This is a genomic window from Pseudomonas sp. CBS, assembly GCF_024734645.1.
Taxonomy (GTDB): Bacteria; Pseudomonadota; Gammaproteobacteria; order Pseudomonadales; family Pseudomonadaceae; genus Aquipseudomonas.
The window spans coordinates 5636429-5658075 of record NZ_CP102929.1 but is presented as its reverse complement, the minus strand read 5'-3'; the positions used below and the strand labels follow the sequence as shown (position 1 = coordinate 5658075).

The 21647-nt window shown below is 60.2% G+C and carries 9 protein-coding genes; 5 read left to right on the top strand and 4 right to left on the bottom strand.

The window, feature by feature from the left end:
* Position 1: 1 nt before the first annotated feature.
* From ptsP to treP, 4 genes are all read right to left on the bottom strand, one after another.
* Positions 2-2533 (bottom strand): phosphoenolpyruvate--protein phosphotransferase, encoded by a 2532-nt coding sequence (gene ptsP / locus NVB75_RS25750; protein WP_258343910.1) that lies wholly within the window; start codon positions 2531-2533, stop codon positions 2-4.
* A 143-nt stretch (positions 2534-2676) separates the two neighbouring features.
* Positions 2677-3897, bottom strand: a complete 1221-nt coding sequence (locus NVB75_RS25745) for a carbohydrate porin (RefSeq protein ID WP_258343909.1) — start codon at positions 3895-3897, stop codon at positions 2677-2679.
* A gap of 207 nt (positions 3898-4104) precedes the next feature.
* A complete protein-coding gene (gene treC, locus NVB75_RS25740) occupies positions 4105-5751 on the bottom strand; it encodes an alpha,alpha-phosphotrehalase (protein ID WP_258343908.1) in 1647 nt (548 codons plus the stop codon).
* 118 nt (positions 5752-5869) lie between these two features.
* Entirely contained in the window at positions 5870-7312 is a 1443-nt protein-coding gene (gene treP, locus NVB75_RS25735; RefSeq protein ID WP_258343907.1) for a PTS system trehalose-specific EIIBC component, read from the bottom strand.
* A gap of 235 nt (positions 7313-7547) precedes the next feature.
* On the opposite strand from treP, the gene treR reads away from it, so the two are divergent.
* The 5 genes from treR to NVB75_RS25710 all read left to right on the top strand — a co-directional run bounded on the left by treR (position 7548) and on the right by NVB75_RS25710 (position 21447).
* Positions 7548-8252: a trehalose operon repressor gene (gene treR, locus NVB75_RS25730; protein WP_003209636.1), complete on the top strand. Its 705-nt coding sequence runs from the start codon at positions 7548-7550 to the stop codon at positions 8250-8252.
* A 997-nt stretch (positions 8253-9249) separates the two neighbouring features.
* Positions 9250-10953 carry a ShlB/FhaC/HecB family hemolysin secretion/activation protein gene (locus NVB75_RS25725; protein WP_260525328.1) on the top strand — a complete coding sequence of 568 codons (1704 nt, stop codon included), beginning with the start codon at positions 9250-9252 and terminating at the stop codon, positions 10951-10953.
* Between the two features lie 11 nt (positions 10954-10964).
* On the top strand, positions 10965-11483 hold the full coding sequence (locus NVB75_RS25720) for a toxin-activating lysine-acyltransferase (protein WP_258343905.1): 519 nt from the start codon (positions 10965-10967) through the stop codon (positions 11481-11483).
* A 44-nt stretch (positions 11484-11527) separates the two neighbouring features.
* Positions 11528-20836 (top strand): hemagglutinin repeat-containing protein, encoded by a 9309-nt coding sequence (locus NVB75_RS25715; protein ID WP_258343904.1) that lies wholly within the window; start codon positions 11528-11530, stop codon positions 20834-20836.
* Positions 20833-21447: a GAD-like domain-containing protein gene (locus NVB75_RS25710; RefSeq protein ID WP_258343903.1), complete on the top strand. Its 615-nt coding sequence runs from the start codon at positions 20833-20835 to the stop codon at positions 21445-21447. The genes NVB75_RS25715 and NVB75_RS25710 overlap by 4 nt, the downstream gene beginning before the upstream one ends.
* The last annotated feature ends 200 nt before the right edge of the window (positions 21448-21647 follow it).

Sequence of the window (21647 nt, the reverse complement as noted above, 5' to 3'; positions counted from 1 at the left end):
ATCAGTGCTCCACAACCAATGAGGTTTCAACGGTAGCCGCGTGGTACAGGCGCAACGCCTCGCGTACCTGCGCCGCTTCTTCCAGGCCAAGCACCTGCCGAGCGATGGATTGGCAGTCGGCCAGGTCCAGCTCGCGCACGGTGGCCTTGATGGTCGGGATCAACGGCACGCTGACCGACAACTCATCCACCCCCAACCCGATCAGCACCGGCACCGCCAGCGCTTCAGACGCCAACGCCCCGCACACGCCGACCCACTTGCCATGGGCATGGGCCGCCTTGACGGTGCTGGCGATCAGGCGCAGCACCGCCGGGTGAAAGCTGTCAGCCTGGCTGGCGAGCCGCGGGTGATCGCGGTCCATGGCCAGGGTGTATTGGGTCAGGTCGTTGGTGCCGATGGAGAAGAAATCCACCTCCGGCGCAAACAGATCAGCCATCAACGCCGCCGACGGGACTTCGATCATGATTCCCAGCTTCGGCAATTCCGTCAGCCCCATGGCCAGTGCTTCCTCTTCAAGAATCTTCCGCGCCAGGCGCAATTCCGAAAGCAGGCTGACCATCGGCAACATGATGTGCAGCCGGGCGAAACCGGCACTGGCGAGGATCGCGCGGAATTGTTCGCGCAGCAGTTCCGGGCGCTCCAGGCACAGGCGAATCCCGCGCAGGCCGAGGAATGGGTTGGTCTCGCTGTCCATCGGCACATAGGCCAGCGGCTTGTCGCCACCGACATCCAGGGTACGCACCACCAGATTGCGCTCCGGGCCCAACGCGCGGGCGATGGCGCTGTAGGTGCCCGCCTGTTCTTCGGGGCTCGGCGCGCGGTTGCGGTCCAGATACAGGAACTCGGAACGCAGCAAACCGACGCCTTCGCCCCCCAGGGACAACGCCTGCTCCACCTCCTGCAACGACGCGACGTTGGCCGTCACTTCGACGTGATGACCGTCGCGGGTAGTGGCGGGCAGTGAAGCCTGCTCCACTTCCCGCTGACGGCGCAGCACGTGCTGTTGGCGGGTGACTTGCAGCTGCTCGATCTCGGCCAGGTCCGGGTTCAGGTGCAGCTCGCCTTTGTCGGCATCCAGCAGCACTTGTTTGCCGTTGACCAACTCCAGCACCTGCGCCGGCACGCCGCAGATGGCCGGCAAGCCAAGAGCGCGGGCAAGGATGGCGACATGGCTGGTAGCGCCGCCGCCCACGGTGACGAAGCCCAACACCTTGCGAGTGTCGAGGCTGGCAGTTTGTGAAGGGGTGAGTTGCTCGGCAATCAGGATCGCCTGCTCCGGCAAATCCCAGGCGCGGTCCTGAACGCCGAGGATCAGTTTCAGCACCCGCTGGCCAACGTCTGCCAGGTCGGCAGCACGCTCGGCAAGCAAGGCATTGCCCAGGCCCTGTAAGAGCGTGGCGGTGGCTTCGGTGGCGCTGTTCCAGGCGAAGGCCGCGCTTTTGCCCTGGTCCAGCAGGTCGCGGGTCTGTTCCAGCAGGGCCGGGTCGTCGAGCAATTCCTGGTGCGCGCGGAAGATCTCGGACCGGGCGCTGCCAACGACCTTTTCCTGCAAGGCTTGCAGGGCCAGATTCGCGTCACTCAGGGCCTGCGTCAGGACGGCACGCTCCAGCGCTTCACCCGTACCGGCTTCGACGATGGTCAGCGCCGGCTCTTTAACCTGCACGACTTGGCCAAACGCCGAACCCGGCGAGGCGCACACACCGCGCAACAAGGTCGCCGATGAATCAGGCGCCACGGGCGAAGCGGCAGGTTGATGAGCCGCGACGGCTTCCCCGCAACCTTCGGCCAGCAAGGTCACCAGCGCCTGGATCGCCGCTTCGGCGTCCTCGCCTGCCGCGCTGACTTGCACGGTGTCACCCTGCGCCGTCTGCAACGCCATGATCCGCACCAGCGACTTGGCGTTGGCGCTCTCGGTTTGCTTGTGCAGGTAAATACTCGCCTTGAAACCTTTGGCCGCCTGCGCCAGCACCGCCGCCGGGCGCGCATGCAGGCCGTTGGCGTTGGGCAAGGTCAGTGGCTTGGAGAACAGGGCGTCACCCTCCTCGTCTTTTACCTCGTCGGCAACGGCTTGCGGCGTCACTCGCAGCAGCGGTTGCCCCACATCGACCAAACCCTGCTCGGGCGTCAGCAGTTTAAAGGGCTCACCACTCACCACCAGCATCAGGGTCAGCAAACTACGGGCATTGAGCGCCACGTAGTCGGCATCGAATTCGATCAGCGGTTGCCCGGCTTCCACCCGCTGGCCTTCCTCGACCAATCGGGTAAACCCCTTGCCCGCGAGATTCACGGTGTCCAGGCCGATATGCATCAGCACCTGGACGCCGTTGTCGTCGGTGACACTCACCGCATGACCACTGTCCTGGATATTGCTGATTACCCCGGCCAGTGGCGCGCAGAGGGTCTGCGAGGTCGGATCGATGCACAGGCCATCGCCGATCAGGCGACTGGAGAACACCGGATCCGGCACCCGGTCCAGGGCGAGCAGCACCCCGGACAACGGCGCCAGCAATTCCAGGGATTGAGTTGTGGTCATGACTTCACCTGCTGTCTTGTTCTGTAAAAATCCCTGTAGGAGCGAGCTTGCTCGCGAAGGTCGTCAACGATAACGCGTGCCTTCTGGGTAGACGCGTTTCCCTTGAGTTTTTCGCGAGCAAGCTCGCTCCTACAGATAAGTGATTACTTCCACCAATATTCGACTTGCACACCAAAATTGGAACCATGCAACGCCGTGCCGTAGCTGCCGGTGTCGGACAACGCCGACCCTGCCGCCAGTTCATTCGCCGCACGCTTGGCCGCTTCGTTCCAGGTCGCGTAGGTGTAGTACAACCGCACTTCCGGCCGCGCCCAGAAATCCGGGCCTTTGGGCGACCAGGTCGGGGCGAAGGTAAATTTGCTCAGCTTGCGCGTGCCTCCACTAGCCTCGACCTGATCATGACCTAGTTCGGTGACCAGTTTGAACTGTTCGGAAATCGCATAGGCCGGGCGCACACCGAGCGACATCCAGGTCTGATCCTGGCTGCCCGGGCGAATATCCTTCTGGTAAACAGCCTCGATCTGCCCGCCAAACCGCGGGGTCACTTGCCAGTCGAAGAACTCCACCGCGCGGTAGCTCTTGCTGCTTTTATCGAGGAAGGTATCGCCGGTGTAGCCGAGACCGGTGCCGGGGCCTTCGCCGTACTGCAGGGCAAACTTGTTGCGCCCGCCGAGGAAGGGTTTCTGCACGTGCTGGGCGGTAATGGCCCAGCCACTGTTGGTATCACGACCACCGGCTTTTTCGATGTAACTCAAGCCCAGTTCCAGCTCACCGCCGGGGTTGGTCTTGAAGCCGGCCACGTTGAAGTCGTGACGGGTCGCATATTCCTTCTGGTACAGGTTGTCCTTGCGGGACAGTGCATAGCTGTACTTCAGATCACCGATTTTCACGTCCTCGATACCGCCGCCCGTGGCGCTCTGGTTCCAGTAGTAAAAGTCGGAGATATGGATGTCGTTTCGTTTGTAGTAACGCCGGCCGGCCCACAGCGAACCGCCGTTGAGGCTGGGAATGTTCGACCACTGCGCATACATCTGCGGCATGCGTGCCGAGCCGTTGTCTTCGCCCTGGAACTTCAGCGCCCGGTCGTACTTGTTGTACAGCGAGGCCATGGCATCGACGCTGAACACCGAGCCGTCGTCGAGGGTCAGCAGGTCCTGGCGCAATTCGAGTTCGGCGTACTGCTCGCACTCGTTGCCCAGGCGGTATTTGGATTGTGCACCCGGCAACTGGAAGCACTGCTGCTTGCCACTGCCGGTTGAAGTCCCTGCACCGCTACGCAAGTAGCCGGCAAATTCCAACGCCTGAGCTGCCATCGGCAAGGTCAGGCAGGATGCAACGAGGCCCAGCTTTATTGTTGTTTTCATGAAGCACTCCGATATTTTTATTATGTTTTTTTGAAGCCCCCTGCGCTCCCACGCAGGGTTTTAACGCGCCACGTCCCGTAGCAGCTGTCGAGCACCAGCGAGGCTGCGTTGGCCGCGCCGCCGCAATCACGCCAGGCGCAGACATCGAGTCGCCCCTGACGCAGCCTCGCTGGTGCTCGACAGCGGCTACGGCCTGGATTTGGCGTCTCAGTCCTTGAGATGCAGCACAAACGATTCATACGGGCGCAGCGAGACCTGGCTCGAGCGCTGTGGGCAGTCGTTGTAGTTGCTGATCAGCAGGCGTTGCTCACTCGCCGCCGTCAGCAGGCCATCGGGCAGTTCGATCTGGCATGGCGTGCCGTAGAAGTTGTTCAGCACCAGCAGGCGTTCGCCGTGGCCTTCGCGCAGGTACGCCCAGACCTGGGTGTGCTGTGGCAGCAGTTGGCGATAAACGCCTTCCTGAATCAGCGGCTCATGCCGACGCAGCTTGATCAGCGCACGGTAGTGATGCAGTACCGATTGCGGGTCATCCAGCTCGCTTTGCACGTTGATCTGCGCGGCGTTGGCCGGGATGCTGATCCACGGTTCGCCGCGACTGAAGCCAGCGTTTTGCTCGGCATTCCATTGCATCGGTGTGCGGCTGTTATCGCGGGACTTCTGCATGATCGCCGCCATGCTCGATGCCTCGGACTCACCGGCCTCACGCTTGAGCCGATAGATGTTCAGCGTCTCGACATCCCGGTATTGGTCGATGGTGTCGAAGCCCGGATTGGTCATGCCCAACTCTTCGCCCTGGTACACGAAAGGCGTGCCCTGGAGGAAGTGCAGCGCAGTGGCGAGCATCTTCGCCGAGACCACGCGGTGCTCGCCGTCGTCACCAAAACGCGAGACCACCCGCGGCTGGTCGTGGTTACACCAGAACAGCGCATTCCAGCCCCCACCGGCCTGCATGCCGAGCTGCCAGTCAGAGAGAATCTGCTTGAGTTGCAGGAAGTCGAAATCTGCCGCGACCCACTTTTGCAGGTTCGGATAATCGACTTTCAGATGGTGAAAGTTGAAGGTCATCGACAGTTCTTTCGACTGCGGACTCGAATAACGAATGCAGTGCTCAAGGCTGGTGGACGACATCTCGCCGACGTTGATCAGGTCATGCCCTTCGAACACTTCGCGGTGCATTTCCTGCAGGTATTCGTGCACGTTCGGGCCGTCGGTGTAAAAGCGTCGACCGTCGGTGTTGTCTTCCGGGAAATCCGCCGGTTTGGAGATCAGGTTGATCACGTCCAGGCGGAAACCGCCCACGCCCTTATCGCGCCAGAAGCGCATCAGCTTGAACACTTCGGCGCGCACCTTGGGGTTGTCCCAATTCAGGTCGGCCTGGGTGTGGTCGAACAGGTGCAGGAAGTACTGGCCGGTTTGCGCCTCGTATTCCCAGGCCGAGCCGCCGAACTTGGATTCCCAGTTGTTCGGCTGGTCGCGCCAGATGTAGAAGTCGCGGTACGGGTTGTCGAGGCTGCTGCGGGCCTGCTGGAACCACTCGTGTTCGATGGAGGTGTGGTTGACCACGATGTCGAGCATCAGCGTGATCCCGCGCTTGGCAGCTTCGCTGATCAGCAGGTCACAATCGGCCATGGTCCCGTAGCTCGGGTCGATGGCGTAGTAGTCGCTGATGTCGTAGCCGTTGTCGCGCTGGGGCGAGCGCAGGAACGGGGTGATCCACAGGCAATCGACGCCCAGCCACTTCAGGTAATCGAGCTTGTCCACGATGCCCAGCAGGTCACCGGTGGCGTTACCCGCGTGGCTATGAAAGCTTTTTGGGTAGATCTGGTAGATCACCGAGTGTTGCCAGTTTTGCATGGTGGGTTCCTTCAATAAGTTATGTGCTGGCCTTGAGAGCCTCATCGCGGGCAAGCCCGGCTCCCACAGGGGAACGCATTCAAAATGTGGGAGCGGGCTTGCTCGCGAAAGCGGTAGATCAGGCGACGCGGTAGCCAGAGCGCACGATCTTCATGCTCAGCACACAGGTCAAAACAAACGGCACGACAATCGCAACGACCATGCCGATGACAAAACTTGGGATGTATTGCGGGATGATCGAGATGAACCCGGGCAACCCACCCACGCCAATGGCCGAGGCCTGGACCTTGTTCAGCGACAGGAAAATACTGCCCAGCGCCGAGCCGGTCAGGGCGGCGTAAAACGGAAACTTGAAGCGCAGGTTGACCCCGAACATCGCCGGCTCCGTGATGCCGAAGTAGGCGGAAATCGCCGAGGTGGACGCCATGCTCTTGTCCCGCGCATTGCGGCTCATGTAGAACACGCCGAGCGCCGCGCTGCCCTGGGCCAGGTTGGACATGACGATCATCGGCCAGATAAAGGTGCCGCCCTGGGTGGAGATCAGTTGCAGGTCCACGGCGAGGAACATGTGGTGCATGCCGGTGATCACCAGCGGTGCATACAGCAGGCCGAAGATTGCGCCGCCGACCATCGGCGCCAGGTCAAACAGGGTGACCACGCCTTCGGTGATCAGGATGCCGAGGTGGCGCGTCACCGGGCCGATGATCGCCAGCGCCAGTACGCCGGTGACGACGATGGTAGTGATCGGCACCACCAGCAACTGAATGGCATTCGGCACCCGTGCCCGCAGCCATTTCTCAATCACGCTCATCACGTAGGCGGCCAGCAGGATCGGCAGGATCTGGCCCTGGTAGCCGACCTTCTCGATCTTGAACCAGCCGAAAATATCGAAGTACGGCAGGCTCTGGCCGTCGAGGCCGGCGACCGCCTTGCCGTAGTTCCAGGCGTTGAGCAGATCGGGGTGCACCAGCATCAGGCCGAGGACAATGCCGAGGATTTCACTGCCACCAAAGCGCTTGGCCGCCGACCAGCCCACCAGTGCCGGCAGGAACACGAACGAGGTGTTGGCCATCAGGTTGATCAGGCTCCACAGGCCATCCAGGTTCGGATAGGCGTCGAGCAAGGTCTTGTCCGCGATGAACATGCCCTTGGCGCCCATCAGGTTGTTCACCCCCATGAGCAAGCCGGCAATGATCAGCGCCGGCAAAATCGGCATGAACACGTCGGAGAACACGCGCACCAGGCGCTGCATCGGGTTTATTTTGTCGGCGCTTTTCTGTTTCACGTCCGCGATCGTCGACGCGGCGAGGCCGGTTTGCTCACGCAGGGCGGCGTAGACCTTTTCCACTTCGCCGGGACCGATCACGATCTGGAACAGGCCGCCGGTGAAGAACGAACCCTTGACCAGGTCGATCTGGTTCAACTCGCCGCTGTTGGCCAGGCTCGGGTCCTTGAGGGCCAGGCGCAGGCGGGTGACGCAGTGGGCAGCTTGCTCAAGGTTGTCGCTGCCACCGAGGTTCTTGAGAATCTCGCGGGCAATATTCGGATAGTCGTGGCTCATGATGGGTATCCACTTTGGTTTTTTTTATTGGGCGGTCATAGGCAGCACGCCGAGGCCAAAAGTACTCGTCTGTACGAGTTAAAGCAATAACTCGTATGTACGAGTTTGAAAATGATTAATTTTCTGTTTTTTGAGTCAGAAAATTCCGAGTTCTACAATGGGTTGCATGGACAAACCCCACCGCTGCCACTAAGGTTCCTGCCTTGAACGCCAACGCGGCACAGAGCCCTCCCCCATGAGTAAATACAACCAGATCTATACCGATCTGCTTGCCAGCATCACCACCGAACGCCTGCAACGCGGCACGCGCCTGCCCTCCGAAACCGAACTGATGGACGCCTACCAGGCCAGCCGTGGCACGGTGCGCCGGGCGATCGAGCAATTGCAGGAGCGTGGGTTCGCGCAAAAAATCCATGGCAAGGGCACGTTCGTACTGTCGCCCAACCCCATCGAATTCCAGCTCGGCGGCATCGTCAGCTTTCGCGAGACCCATGCCGCCCTCGGCGATGACGTCAGCACCGAAGTGGTGGAGTTCAGCCAATTCCCCCTGGAAGGCCCGCTGATGCAACACATCGAAGCCGAAGCCGGCAGCCTGATAACCCGGGTCAAACGGGTGCGGCGGATCGATGGCAAACGGGTGATTCTCGACATCAACCACTTCGTCGCCGACCTGATACCGGGGCTGGATCGGGAGATTGCCGAGCAGTCGATCTATGCGTTTATCGAGCAGACGCTGCAGCTGCAGATCAGCTATGCCCAGCGCACCATCGAAGCGCTGCCGCGGGGGAAGGACGATCAGACACACCTGGATCTCGAAGGTCAGAGCCATGTGATCGTGGTGAGCAACCAGACGTTTTTGCAGGACGGACGGCAGTTCGAGTACACCGAGTCGCGGCATACGCTGGATAAGTTTTACTTTTCGGATATTGCGCGGCGGTGAGGGAACAAAGAATTGGGTGACTCATTGATTGTTGATCAGGACTCCCAACTCATCTCTATCCAAATGCATCTTATACAGTGCATAAAAAGGTAATTGCGTAAAAATGCATCGCATACGATGCAACTTACATCAACGATCATTTGCAGCTCTCGATTAAAAGCGCCTACCCCACAAACACAAAACCCCGGCACCAGGCCGGGGTTTTGATTTTCAGCGCTCACCTGCTACGGCAGAATCACTCCCACTCGAACATAAACAACCATAAAAAGTCTTTACAAATCATATTTTTATTTCAATTTTTTCAGTTGATACTACGAAAAATACCATTAACGAAAAGCTGTTTTCGCACGCACTGCATTACTCATGTGGTGCGGTCATCGGTTAGGAGCAAAAACTTGCGTTTTACCTCTTCTTTCCTCTTTCAGTTCAAATAGCCCTTGCTGGAGCGCAAGCCTGACGGCATGTAGGAAAACCTCCTGCAACACCATCGACAGCCGCTTAAGATCTACCGGGACATTTCACCGGCAAGACCATAAGACCGTGCGCCGCATCAACAGGGCAAATGCCTCGTGCGCTACGAGGCCCCCAAGATCAGCACAACCCCGCTAATGAGGCGCGAGCATTCTTGGATATGCTCGATCCAGATATTAATATCTAGCAAACTATCTGACTCGCTAGCCTCAGCACTCGCAATACGCGTGAAGATCGTCACATTCCTGAGCGTTTTCCTGAGCGTTGTTACCGCCGCCTTGCCCGTCACGGAACTTTCGGACTAAGCCTCAATCAGAGCGCATGACTGAATGTAGGAAATTTCGTTTCTGCTCGTCGAAACCCTTACATTTTTCTATTTTCTTCAGTGCCACTGCCGTTCCAGGCGGTTCACTTATTGTGCCTCTGATTCTGATCACAAGGATGTGAAATGCCCGCGGACTCACGCTGCCCACTGCACAAGCCAAGCCCCTCTCGATATGTCGTGGGGCTGGCCCGCTTGTCGTCGATGAATGCAAGACACCTCGCGCTGACGGCGCTGGCAGTGTGGACACTTTTTACGACCGCCGCCGCTCAGGCTGCCGGGCCTGAAGAGGAATTACTGCGTCAGCAGGAGCGTGAGCGCGCGCTGCGTGATCAATTGGAATCGCGGCCCGATGTGCGGCTTCAGGCACCTGCGCTCGACGAAGGCGGCTCTCGTCTTCCTGTAAAAGAAGCACCCTGCTTCGCCATTAAAGACATCCGCCTGATTGGCGACGCATCCGAGAAGTTTCAATGGGCGCTGAAGGCCGCCAACCCCGAGGACGACCCCGCCGTGGGGCGTTGCCTGGGTGGCGCGGGCATCAACATGACGATGAAGCGCATGCAGAATGCGATCATCCAGGAGGGATTTGTCACCACCCGCGTGCTTGCCGAAGCGCAGGACCTCAACAGCGGGATTCTGGTGCTGACAATCGTGCCGGGGCGCATCCGTGAAATCCGCTTTGCCGAAGGCACCAGCCGCCGCGCCAACCTGTGGAATGCGATGCCTGCCAACCCCGGCGACCTGCTTAACCTGCGCGATATCGAACAGGCGCTGGAAAACTTCAAGCGCGTGCCCACTGCCGACGCCGACATTCAGATCACCCCCACCCTGGCGGCTGATGCCAAGCCCGGCGAAAGCGATGTGGTGATCAAATGGAGCCAGCAGTTTCCGGCCCGCGTGAGCCTGTCCTTCGACAACTCGGGCAGCAAATCCACAGGCAAGTATCAGGGCAATGTGTCGCTGTCGCTGGACAACCTGCTGTCGCTCAACGACTTGTTCTACGCCAGCTTCAACCACGACCTGGGCGGCGGCGAGTCCGGCCGACACGGTTCCAATGGCAATACGCTCCACTACTCGCTGCCGATGGGTTACTGGCAACTGGCGTTCACCACCAGCGAGTACAACTACGAGCAGTCGGTCGCCGGCGCTACCCAGACGTACCAGTATCGAGGCGAAAGCCGTACCAACGATCTGCGCCTGTCGCGTCTGCTTTACCGCGATGCCGTGCGCAAGACCACGGCGTGGGGTGGCCTATGGACACGGTCTTCTGAAAACTTCATCGACGACACCGAGATCGGCAACCAGGATCGGCGCATGGCGGGCTGGCAGCTCGGCCTGGATCACAGGGAATTTATCGGCACTTCTATTCTGGACCTTGGCGTCGCCTACCGTCGCGGCACCGGCGCACATGATTCGTTGTCGGCGCCCGAAGAAGCCTCTGGAGCCGGCACATCCCGCTCGCAGATCATCACCGCCGACGCCCAGTTGCAAGTGCCCTTCACCATCAGCGACCAACGTCTGCGCTATATCGGCAGTTGGCGGTCGCAATGGAACCGCACGCCGTTGGTGCCGCAGGACCGCTTCTCGATTGGCGGACGTTACAGCGTGCGCGGATTTGACGGCGAAAACATTCTTTCTGCCGATCGCGGCTGGACACTGCGCAACGAAGTCGGCCTGGCGCTGGGGCAAACCGGCCAGGAGCTTTACACCGGTGTCGACTACGGCGAAGTCAGCGGTCAGGCCAGTAAGTTCCTGATTGGTAAACGACTGGCGGGGGCTGTGGTGGGTGTACGTGGTGGTTACAAGGGCCTGTCTTATGACTGGTCGGTAGGCACGCCGCTCAAGAAGCCCGATGGCTTCAAGACCGCCAACGTGACCAGCGACTTTACCGTCATCTGGTCGTTCTGAGGGGTAATGCCATGCGTTTTGAAACCCTGGACATCACGGCCCCCGGCCTGATCGACGAGCCTTGGAACGAGGCGGCGGTGCTGGGCTCGGTCACTTGGTTGTGGATGCATTCCAGCGCTCACCGGGATGCGCCACTGCACAGCTTACCGACACTTCTGCTGCCGGCGCTCAAGCATCGCCAATTCGTGCTGGGCAGCGAGCACGGCAAGCCGGTGTGCTACCTCTCTTGGCTTAACGTCGATGAGGCAGCGGAACAACGCTATTTGCAGCAATCACCGTTGACATTGAGGGACGCGGACTGGAATTGCGGCGAGCGCCTCTGGCTCAACGACTGGGTCGCGCCGTTTGGCCATACGGCCACCTTTACCCGAATCCTCCAGCGCCACCTGTTCGCCAACCGATGCGGTCGTGCGCTGTATCACCGGGGCGACGAGCGAGGCCTGCAAATCAAGACCTTCCAGGGCATCGGTGTGATCCCTGAACAGGCCAGAGCCTGGTTTGCAGCTCACCCGGTTGCCACAGCACCGTAACTTCAACTTTTGTATCGCGGGCCGGCTCCGCAAATGGAATTGCTATGAACAAGCACCTGTACCGAATTGTTTTCAACAAGGCACGCGGGCTGTTGATGGTGGTGGCGGAGAACGTCACCAGCCAGGTCAAGGCGCCGGGCACCCGCGTCAGTCTTACCACCGCCGACGCGGGCTGCACGGCAACGCTCGGGCCGATGCGTTTTGCATTGATGATCGCGCTCGGGCTGGTGTCCTGGAGCGCTGTACCGGCGTGGGCGGCGGGCACGATTGTGGCCGATCCGACTGCCGCAGCCGGCCAGCGTCCGACGGTGATTCAAAGCGCCAACGGCACGCCGCAGGTGAATATTCAGGCGCCCAGCGCGGCCGGGGTTTCGCGTAACACCTACAATCAATTCGATGTCGACCCGCGCGGCGTCATCCTCAACAACAGCGGCGCCAACACCCAAACGCAACTGGGTGGCTGGATCGAAGGCAACGCAGCGATGGCCAAAGGCAGCGCGCGGGTCATCCTCAATGAGGTCAACGCCAGCAACCCCAGCCAGTTACGCGGCTATGTCGAAGTCGCCGGGCAACGCGCCCAAGTGGTCATCGCCAACCCGGCCGGCATTACCTGCGACGGTTGCGGCTTCATCAACGCCAACCGTGCGACCCTGAGCACCGGTCAGGTGCAGCTGGAGAACGGCAGCATCAGCGGCTACACCGTGAACGGCGGCACCCTGAACATTCAGGGCAAGGGCCTTGATAGCCGCGACGCCGATTACACCGACCTGATTGCCCGTACCGTGCAGGTCAATGCGGGTATCTGGGCCAATGACCTTAAGGTCACCGCCGGACGCAATCAGGTCAACGCCGATAACACCCAGGCCAAGCCTCAGGCCGGCGCCGACGGCGACAAGCCAGCCGTCGGCATCGACGTGGCGCAATTGGGCGGAATGTACGCCGGGAAGATCGTGCTGGTGGGGACCGAATCGGGTGTCGGCATGCGCAATGCCGGGCAAATTGGCGCCATGGCGGGTGAAGTGGTCGTCAGCGCAGACGGCAAACTGCACAACATGGGCACAATCAGCGGCACCACGGCCACCCGTATCACTGCCACAAGCGTTGACAATAGCGGCTCGCTTTACACCAAGGGCGATTTGAACCTCACCAGCTCCGGGGATATCGATAACAGCGGCACCATTGCCAGCCAGAATCAAACAACCCTCAGCGCCAAGTCGATTCGTAGCACCCAGGGCTCAAGCCTAGCGGCGGGCGCAGGCGTGGATGGCAAACTGGGCAGCAGCGGCAACCTTGCGGTGCGCGCCACCCACGTCGAAGCGCAGGGTCAAAACCTGGCGGCAGGCGATGTCAGCATCCAGGCCGATGATCTGGACCTAAGCGGCAGCCAGACTCAAGGCCGCAATGTCACCCTGACCGCCAACAACGGCGATAGCAATCTCAGTGGCAGCCGCGTGGATGCCAGCCAGACCCTCGCGGCCAACGCGACAAAAACCCTGCGCACAGACAGCGCCAGCGTCAACGCCGACAACCTGCAACTGAACGCAAGTGATCTGTCCAACGTCGGCGGCGAGCTGGTGCAGACCGGCGTCGCCGACACCTCGATAAACGCCAGCGCGAGCCTCGACAACCGCAGTGGACGCATTGCCTCCAACGCCAACAATGCACGGATCAGCGCCAGCCGCGTCGACAACAGCGGCGGCACCATCGAGCATGCCGGCAAGGGTTCGCTGGACATTCAGGCCAACCAACTCGGCAGTACCAAAGGTAGCATTGCCAGTAATGGCAGCGTGTCGATCAAGGCTGACGACGTGGTGCTGGATGAAGGTCTGGCCCAGGGCCAACAGCTCACACTCCAGGCCCGCACCCTGTCCAATCAATACGGGCGCATTCTGCAAACGGGGCTGGAGCCTTTACAGATCAATGTCAGCGAGCAATTCAACAATCAGAACGGCCAGGTCAACAGCCCAGGCGCTGTGGCGATCAACGTTGGCACGCTGAATAATAAGAACGGCAAAGTTGTTGCAACCGACGGCGGCCTGCTGACGGTGACCGCCAGTGATCTGATCCACAACAGCGGCGGCACGCTGGCGGCCAGCGGCACCGCGCAACTGAACGGCGCACGCCTGGAAAATACCCAAGGCACCGTCAGCGCCGGTGGCGAGCTGCAAGCGCAGTTCAGCCAGTTGAACAACATCGGCGGCACGCTCGCGTCTACCCAGCGCATGGCGATCATCGCCGGGCAGTTCAACAACACCAATGGTGTGCTTGGCTCGGTGCAGTCCGGCCTTTCGGTCAACGTGACCAACGGCGCGCTGACCAACAATGGCGGGCGTCTGGAAGCCCAGGGTGACATCGCCGTTACAGCTCAGGGCCTGGATAACCGCAGTGGTGTGATCAGCGGTCAGGCATTGGACCTCAACAGCAACGGCGCTCTGGCCGACAACAGCGACGGTACACTCGACGCCCGCGCCACCCTCGACCTGCGCAGCGGCGAGTTGCGTAACGCGGCGGGCTTGATTCAGTCCACAGGCAAGCTGTTCATCGACACCGGCAGCCAGGCGCTGAACAACCTGCAATCCGGCACCACCAAAGGCATCAGCGGCCAGGATGCCGTGGAAATCCGTAGCGCCAGCCTCAACAACAGCGCAGGCTTTTTGAGCGCCAAGGGCAACCTGTTGCTCAACGCCAGCGACGTGGCCAACACCGACGGTGGCCAGATCATTGGCGAGAAAACCGTCCACATCGAAGGCGAACAACTGGACAACCGTGGAGGCCAATTGCAAAGCCTCGGCGACGTTGAACTGGTGCTGGGGCAGACCCTTAACAATCAGGGCGGTCTGGTGCGCAGTGCCGGCGCATTGAGCCTGAGCACCGACGCGCTCGACAACAGCTCCACGCAGGGCACCAACCAAGGCCTTGAAGGCCGCAGCATGAACCTGGCGGTCAACACCCTCAACAACCAGAGCGGTGCTTTACGCACCGATGAAGGTCTATTGCTGGGCGTGAGCCAGGCGCTGAATAACCAGAACGGGCTGATCTCTTCGACCGGCGACCTGACGATAAGCGACCGCGATACTGCGCAGCGTCGCCAATCGGTGAATAACCTCGACGGCACGCTGATTGCGGGCAAGCTGCTGTCGCTCAACGCCGCGTATTACAGCGGCACGGGCCGGGCGCTGAGCCTGGGTGACATCAACTTCAGGTTGCAGAGCGGCCTTGATTTGAGCGGGCAGATTCAGGCCAACAACAACGTAGATCTGAGCACCGCCGGGGCGCTCAACAACACCGGGCGTTTACTGGCGGGCAGGTCGCTGCTGGTCAGCGCACAGACGCTCGACAACAGCGCCAACGCCGAAATCAGCGCGGGCCAGGTGCGCCTGAACGTCGCTGACACCCTGACCAACCGCGGGCTGATCGACGGCCAGCAAGTCCGCCTGCAGGCAGCGACGCTGAATAACCTCGGCACCGCGCGCCTGTATGGCGACCAACTGGCGATAGCCACCTCAACGTTGAACAACCTCGATGAAAATGGCACCGCAGCAACGATAGCAGCCCGTGAGTCACTGAATATCGGCACCGCGACCCTGAATAACCGCGAGCAATCGCTGATCTTCAGTGCTGGCGACCTCGCCATTGGCGGGACCTTGAGCACGCTCGACACCGCTGAGGGTCGCGCTCAATTGCTGACCAATGCCAGCGCGACCCTCGAAGCGCTTGGCGATCTGTCTTTGAACGTACAAAGCGTGCGCAACACCAACGAACATTTCAGCACGCGCGATGTTGAGGTCAGTCGAACACCCGAGCAGGAGTTTCAACTCACCGGCTCGACCAACCGCTACCAAGCCAACGAGATCTCCCTGCGTCACGATGAGGTGAATTACCTGGTCACCCCCGAGGGCCAGCGCGACAACTGGAACCGCTACGACTACACCCGCGTCGTCAACGAAACCCAGATCGCCACCTCGGCCCCGGCGCAGATCCTGTCTGGCGGGACAATGCAGATCAGCGCCGGCGACGTGCTCAACGACAAGAGCCGCATTATCGCCGGCGGACTATTGCAGGCAGACGTCACCAGCCTGACCAACACCGAAGTGTCGGGCCAGCGCACCACCGTCGACAGCGGCAGCGTCACCAACTTCTACCGCATCCAGCGCAAGGGCCGCGACCGGCAAGGCGCGAACACCGCAGCCTATACCCCTGCCCCGCTGATTCAGGATATCTCCCTGCAACCTACCGTCTTCGCGCAGAACACAGCGGTCAGCGGCACGGGCACCCAGATCAGCGCACGCGGTACTCAGGCCGTCGGCCAGCAGATCGCTTCCACCGGTACGGTCAGCACTGCGGCCGCCCGTACCTTTCAAGTAGCTCCGATCGTTCAGGTGGCAGCGCAGACCACCCAGAACGCACAAGGCGTGGCCGAGCAAATTCGCACTGGGGGCCCGTCCCTGGAATTGCCGAATAACAGCCTGTTCACCACCCATCCGCAGACCACCAGCAATTACCTGGTCGAAACAGATCCGCGTTTCGCCAGCTATCGCACCTGGCTGTCGTCGGATTACATGCTGGAGCGTTTGCAAGTCGACCCTGCCTTGACCCAGCAGCGCCTCGGCGATGGCTTCTATGAGCAGAAACTGATTCGCGAACAGGTCGCGCAACTCACTGGTCGGCGCTTTCTCGACGGCTACGCCAACGACGAAGCGCAATACCGGGCGCTGATCGACAACGCCGTCACCCTGGCCAATCAATGGCAACTGGTGCCCGGCGTCGAGCTCTCCCCCGAGCAGATGGCTCAACTGACCAGCGACATCGTCTGGCTGGTACAAAAAAAGGTCACCCTCGCCAACGGCGAAACCCGCAACGTGCTGGTGCCACAGGTCTATGTGCGGGTGCAGGAAAGCGACCTTAACGGCTCTGGCTCGCTGATTGCCGGGCAACGCCTGAACCTGAACATTGCCGGTGATCTGGTCAACAGCGGCAGCCTGGCCGGGCGCAGCGTGATGGCGATTACCGCGCAGAACCTCGAAAACCTCGGCGGCCGCATCCAGGCCGACAAGGTCTCGCTGACAGCACGGGAAAACCTCGACAACCTCGGCGGCCTGATCGGCGCGACAGACAGCCTCGCCATCAACGCCGGGCAAAACGTCAACGTTGTGTCCAGCAGTCGCGACAGCAGCAGTGCCCAGGGCACACGAACCAACCTGTCACGCGTGGCCGGCCTGTTCGTCAGCGGCGCTGACGGCACCATGGACGTCAACGCGGGCAAAGACCTCAACCTGACCGGCGCTCAGGTGGTCAACGCAGGCGCCGGCGGCAGTACCTCGCTGCAAGCAGGCAACAACATCAACCTGACCACCGTTGGCGAAGCCCATCAGCAATCGGTTAACTGGAACGGCAGCAACTGGCGCAAAGACGCCAGCCAGACCGAAGTCGGCTCAACCATTCAAGGCCAAGGCGATGTGCGCCTCAGTGCCGGGCAGGACCTCAATGCCCGAGGCGCAAGCGTCACCAGTCAGCAAGGTGCAATCATCGCCGACGCCGGGCGCGACGTGAACCTGACCGCTGCGCAAAACACCCAGTTCGCCGATGAAGCGCACAAATTCAAAGGCAGCAACGGCCTGTTCTCCAGCAAGACCACCACCACACGCGACACCGTCAACCAGACCCAGGCGCAGGGCTCGACGCTGAGTGCCGAGAAAACCTATGTGCAGGCCGGTCGCGACATCAACGTAAGCGGCAGCAACGTGGTGTCCACCAACCAGACCATTCTGGCGGCTGACAACAACATCAACATCGAAGCAGCGACCGAGAGCAGCAGCGAACGTCACGACAAGTCGGTGAAGACAAGCGGCCTGTTCAGCGGCGGCGGTATCGCGGTCACCCTCGGCACCCAGCAGCAAACGGTCAAGGACCTCACCACCAGCCAGACCGCAGCGGCGAGTACCGTGGGGTCAACCAAAGGCGATGTGCTGATGGAAGCGGGCAAAGGCTACCGCCAGGTGGGCAGCCAGGTGAGCGCGCCCGAAGGCAGCGTCGATATCACCGGGCAAACCATCGATGTCGTCGAAGCCCGCAACACCAGCAAGCGCGAACGTGAAACCCTGTTCAAACAGACCGGGTTCACTCTGACGGTGACTAACCCTGTCATCAGTGCAATCCAGACCACCCAGCAGATGAAGCAGGCATCGGAGAAAACCGATGACGGGCGCATGAAGGCGCTGGCAGCGGCCACGGTTCTGCTGGGCGGTAACAACGCCGCCACGGCGGTGGCAATGGACCCTGGCGCGGCAGGCGGTATCAACATCAGCCTGTCGCTGGGCACCAAGAAGAACGAAAGCAAAACCACCCAGACCAGCGACAGCGCCGCCGGTTCGACCATCACCGCCGGTCAAGATGTGCGCCTGCGCGCGACTGGCGCAGGTGCAGACAGCAACATCACGGTCCAAGGCAGCCAGATCAAGGCCGGGCGTGACGCCAGCCTGATGGCCGACGGCGACATCAACCTGCTCGCCGCCAACAACACCAGCCAGCAAAACACCGACAGCAAAGGCAGCAGCGCCAGCATCGGTATCGGCCTCTCGCTGGGCGGTAGCAGAAACGGCTTTACCCTGGACCTGGGTGCCACCGGAAACCGGGGCCAGGCCGACGGCGACGAGCTGACCCATACCAATACAAAAGTGGAGGCTGGCAACCAGTTGCTGCTGTCATCCGGCGGCGACACGCTGCTTAAGGGAGCGGTGGCCAGTGGCAAAAAAGTCATCGCCGATGTCGGCGGCGATCTGAATATCGAAAGCCTGCAAGACACCAACACGTACAAAGTCGATGAAAAGAGTCTGGGCATCGGCATCAGTCTTTGTATTCCACCGTTCTGCTACGGCATGAGCTCGATAAGCGGTGCCAGCGCAAACTTTGGCGCAACCAACATCGACTCCAACTATGCCAGCGTCACCGAGCAGTCAGGCATCAAGGCTGGGGATGACGGTTTCGACATCAACGTGCGGGGCAACACCGATTTGGTCGGCGGCGTGATCGCCAGCAGTGACAAGGCCGTGCAGGACGGCAAAAACAGCCTGGTCACATCCAGCCTCACCAGCCGCGACATCAAGAACAAGGCGGATTACGACGCCAATACCGTCAGCCTGGGCGGCGGCTACAACGAAGTCGGCAAGGACCAGAAGGGCAACGTGCAGACCGGCGGCAAGGCCACCCCCGGCACCGGCCTGGCGAAGAACGAGAACCAGATCGGCGCCAACATGCCGATCGCCATCAGCGCCAGCGACAACGCCAGCAGCGTGACCCGCAGCGGCATCAGTGGCGGTGCCGTCGTCATCACCGACGACGCCGAACAGCAGAAACGCACTGGCCAGACTGCCGAACAAACCGTCGCCAGCCTCAACCGCGACGTGTCCAGTGATCGCGACGGCAGCAACTCGCTCAAGCCGATCTTCGACGAAGACGAAGTCCGCGCCGGTTTCGAGATCGTCACTGCCTTCTCCAACGAAGCCAGCACCTTCCTCGCCAACAAAGCCAGGGAAGCGGACTTCAAACGCCAACAAGCCAAAGAGCTGCAGGCAGAAGCCGACAAAGTTGACGGGCAGAATGATGCCGCCCAAATGGCCCTGCAGAACCGTTCAAGAGAACTGTTGGCAGATGCCAACGACATCTCCGAAAACTGGGGCGCAGGCGGCACCTATCGGCAGATCACCACCGCACTGATCGGCGCCGCAGGCGGCAACATCAGCGCGGGCAACGCGGCCTTCGTGCAAGGGCTTGTGGTTAATTACGTCCAGCAACGCGGCGCCGGTTACATCGGCGATTTGGTCGCCAAAGGCGAACTCACCGAAGGCTCCCCGCTGCACGCTGCCCTGCACGGCATCGTCGCCTGCGCGGGTGCGGCGGCCAGCAGCCAGAGTTGTGGCAGCGGCGCGGCAGGCGCAGCAGCATCAAGCCTGCTCACCGGCCTGTTCTCACAAAGCAGCCCCGACGAAAGCGAAGAGCAACGCGAAGCCAAACGCAACCTGATCGTCAGCCTGGTGACCGGCCTGGCAGCGACCAGCGCCTCCATCGACCCGACCACCGCCAATACCGCGGCGGGTGCGGCGGTGGATAACAACTGGCTGGCGACTCAGCAGATCGTGCAGTTCAAGAAGGAATACGACGAAGCAAAAGGCCTGATTGCCGCCGGCAAAGTCGTTGCCAAATGGTCGTACATCAGCGGCAGGCAGGATGTTCTGACTCAGTTCGGCATCGGCAAGGGGTTGGCCCAGTCAGGCTGGAATGACGTCACAGGCCTCGCCGAATTTGTTGCGCACCCCATCGAAGGGCTTACCGGCCTTGGCCAACTGATTAATAACCCAGAGGCCAGAAAGCAGTTTGGCGACAGCGTCGTCAACGAACTCAACGTCAAGATAGAAACGATCAAGACCGCGCTGGAAGTCGGCGGCGACGAAAACGCCGAAGCCTTGGGCAAGGCCATCGGCGAAATCGCCTGGCAAGTCGGCAGCATTGCAACGGGCGTCGGCGGGGCTGCGAAAGGTGGCGTGGCGCTGGCCAAGGCGGGGATCAAGGTTGGAGCGCAGCAGCTTGAAAAGATGGTAGTAGACGGCGCCAAGCTGGCCAAGGTCGAAGCCTCCAAGACGAGTAACGCCTTGCCACATCGGCCTGTGGCCGATGCGCCAGAGACTACACCCACGCGCACTTCGGACGAGCTCGCGGGTAATAATAAACCCACGACAGACTCTCCCAATACAAATGAAAAACCTGAAACACCGCCAAACCCGGATAAGGCCGTGCCGGCAATGGACGAGTTTACGGTAAAGGCGTTCAATCCTTTCAGTAGCGACAAGTTCAAGGCGATGACGCCAGAGCAGCAAAAAAGCTTCCTCAAGGAATACAATAAACAGCTCCTAGCGCAGCAGAATGCTATCAACCGTATGACGGTGGAGGAGTTCAAGACTGCTCGGGATGCCTACGATAAGCTCGGACGCAATCCAGATGCCGCAGCCGCACAGCAGAAATTCGGCAAGGACTTCGAAAATGAAGTCAGAGACAGTATCACTGAGTCATTAATGACCAAGGGTACCGACTTCAAGACCGCCTCTGCGCAAGCGGCCGTCAGAGCCAGAGAGATTCGTTCTGAGCTGGCGGCGCTGCACGATCCTGATATGGTCGCAGGTGGTTGGTTCAGTCACGAACCTGTCAGAATGGGCGATTCACTGATCAACTCGTCGATCGGAGGCAGCTGGCCGAGCCGCTTGAAAGCGTTGGATGAGGCAGTGTCTTCGGCCATCGCCAATGGTTCAGGGCAGGCGAAGATGAATGTCAGACTGGAGTTACTAAGAGGGCGTGGAAATTGAGAGACGAATTTTTTCAATCATTGATCGATAATCTAGGCGAACCAAACTCGCGTCGAGAAGTGCCCAAGTCAAGTATCGACAAGTATCGCTCGATATTACCCAAGGCCCTGCTTGGTTATTGGCAGAATGAAGGTTGGTGCTCTTATGCTGATGGGCTGTTCTGGATTGTAGATCCGGAGCCATACAAGGCGACGCTCGATATGTGGCTGCAGGGCAGTGGCTTGGCAGAAGTCGACAACTATAATGTGATCGCCAGGGATGCATTTGGTTCGTTGTATGCATGGGGTGAGCGTTACCAGCGCAAAATTACAATATCAAGTCTAGCGGGCGGTATTGTTGCGCTGAAGAACCAATTGAGTAAGCCCAACCCGGTCCCGGATAGAACGCTGGGTATATTCCTTGGTTCTACCAGTCGAGAAAGTCTCGACTTCGAGGACAATCAAGGCAAGCCGCTCTTCCTGCGCGCACTGGCAAAGCTTGGGCCGGTTGGCGAAGATGAGATGTACGCGTTCGAGCCCGCCCTTTGCATTGGAGGAAAGGCTGACCTGGAGCATATGAAAAAGGTGGATATCCATGTTCACCTGATGATTCTTGATCAATTACGACGTTGAATAAGATTAAATAAAAATAACTATTCCGTTCGCAACAGGATTAATTGTGGAATTAACCAGTACTCATCATGGGTCTAAAGGAAAATGGTGCATGATGGGCGGTTGGCTTGGGACGGTGTACTCAGCAGAGGAATAGCTAAATGATTCGCGCACCATTAGAGTAGATAAGCTACTGGTCTGAGTGGATTGAGTACAACGAC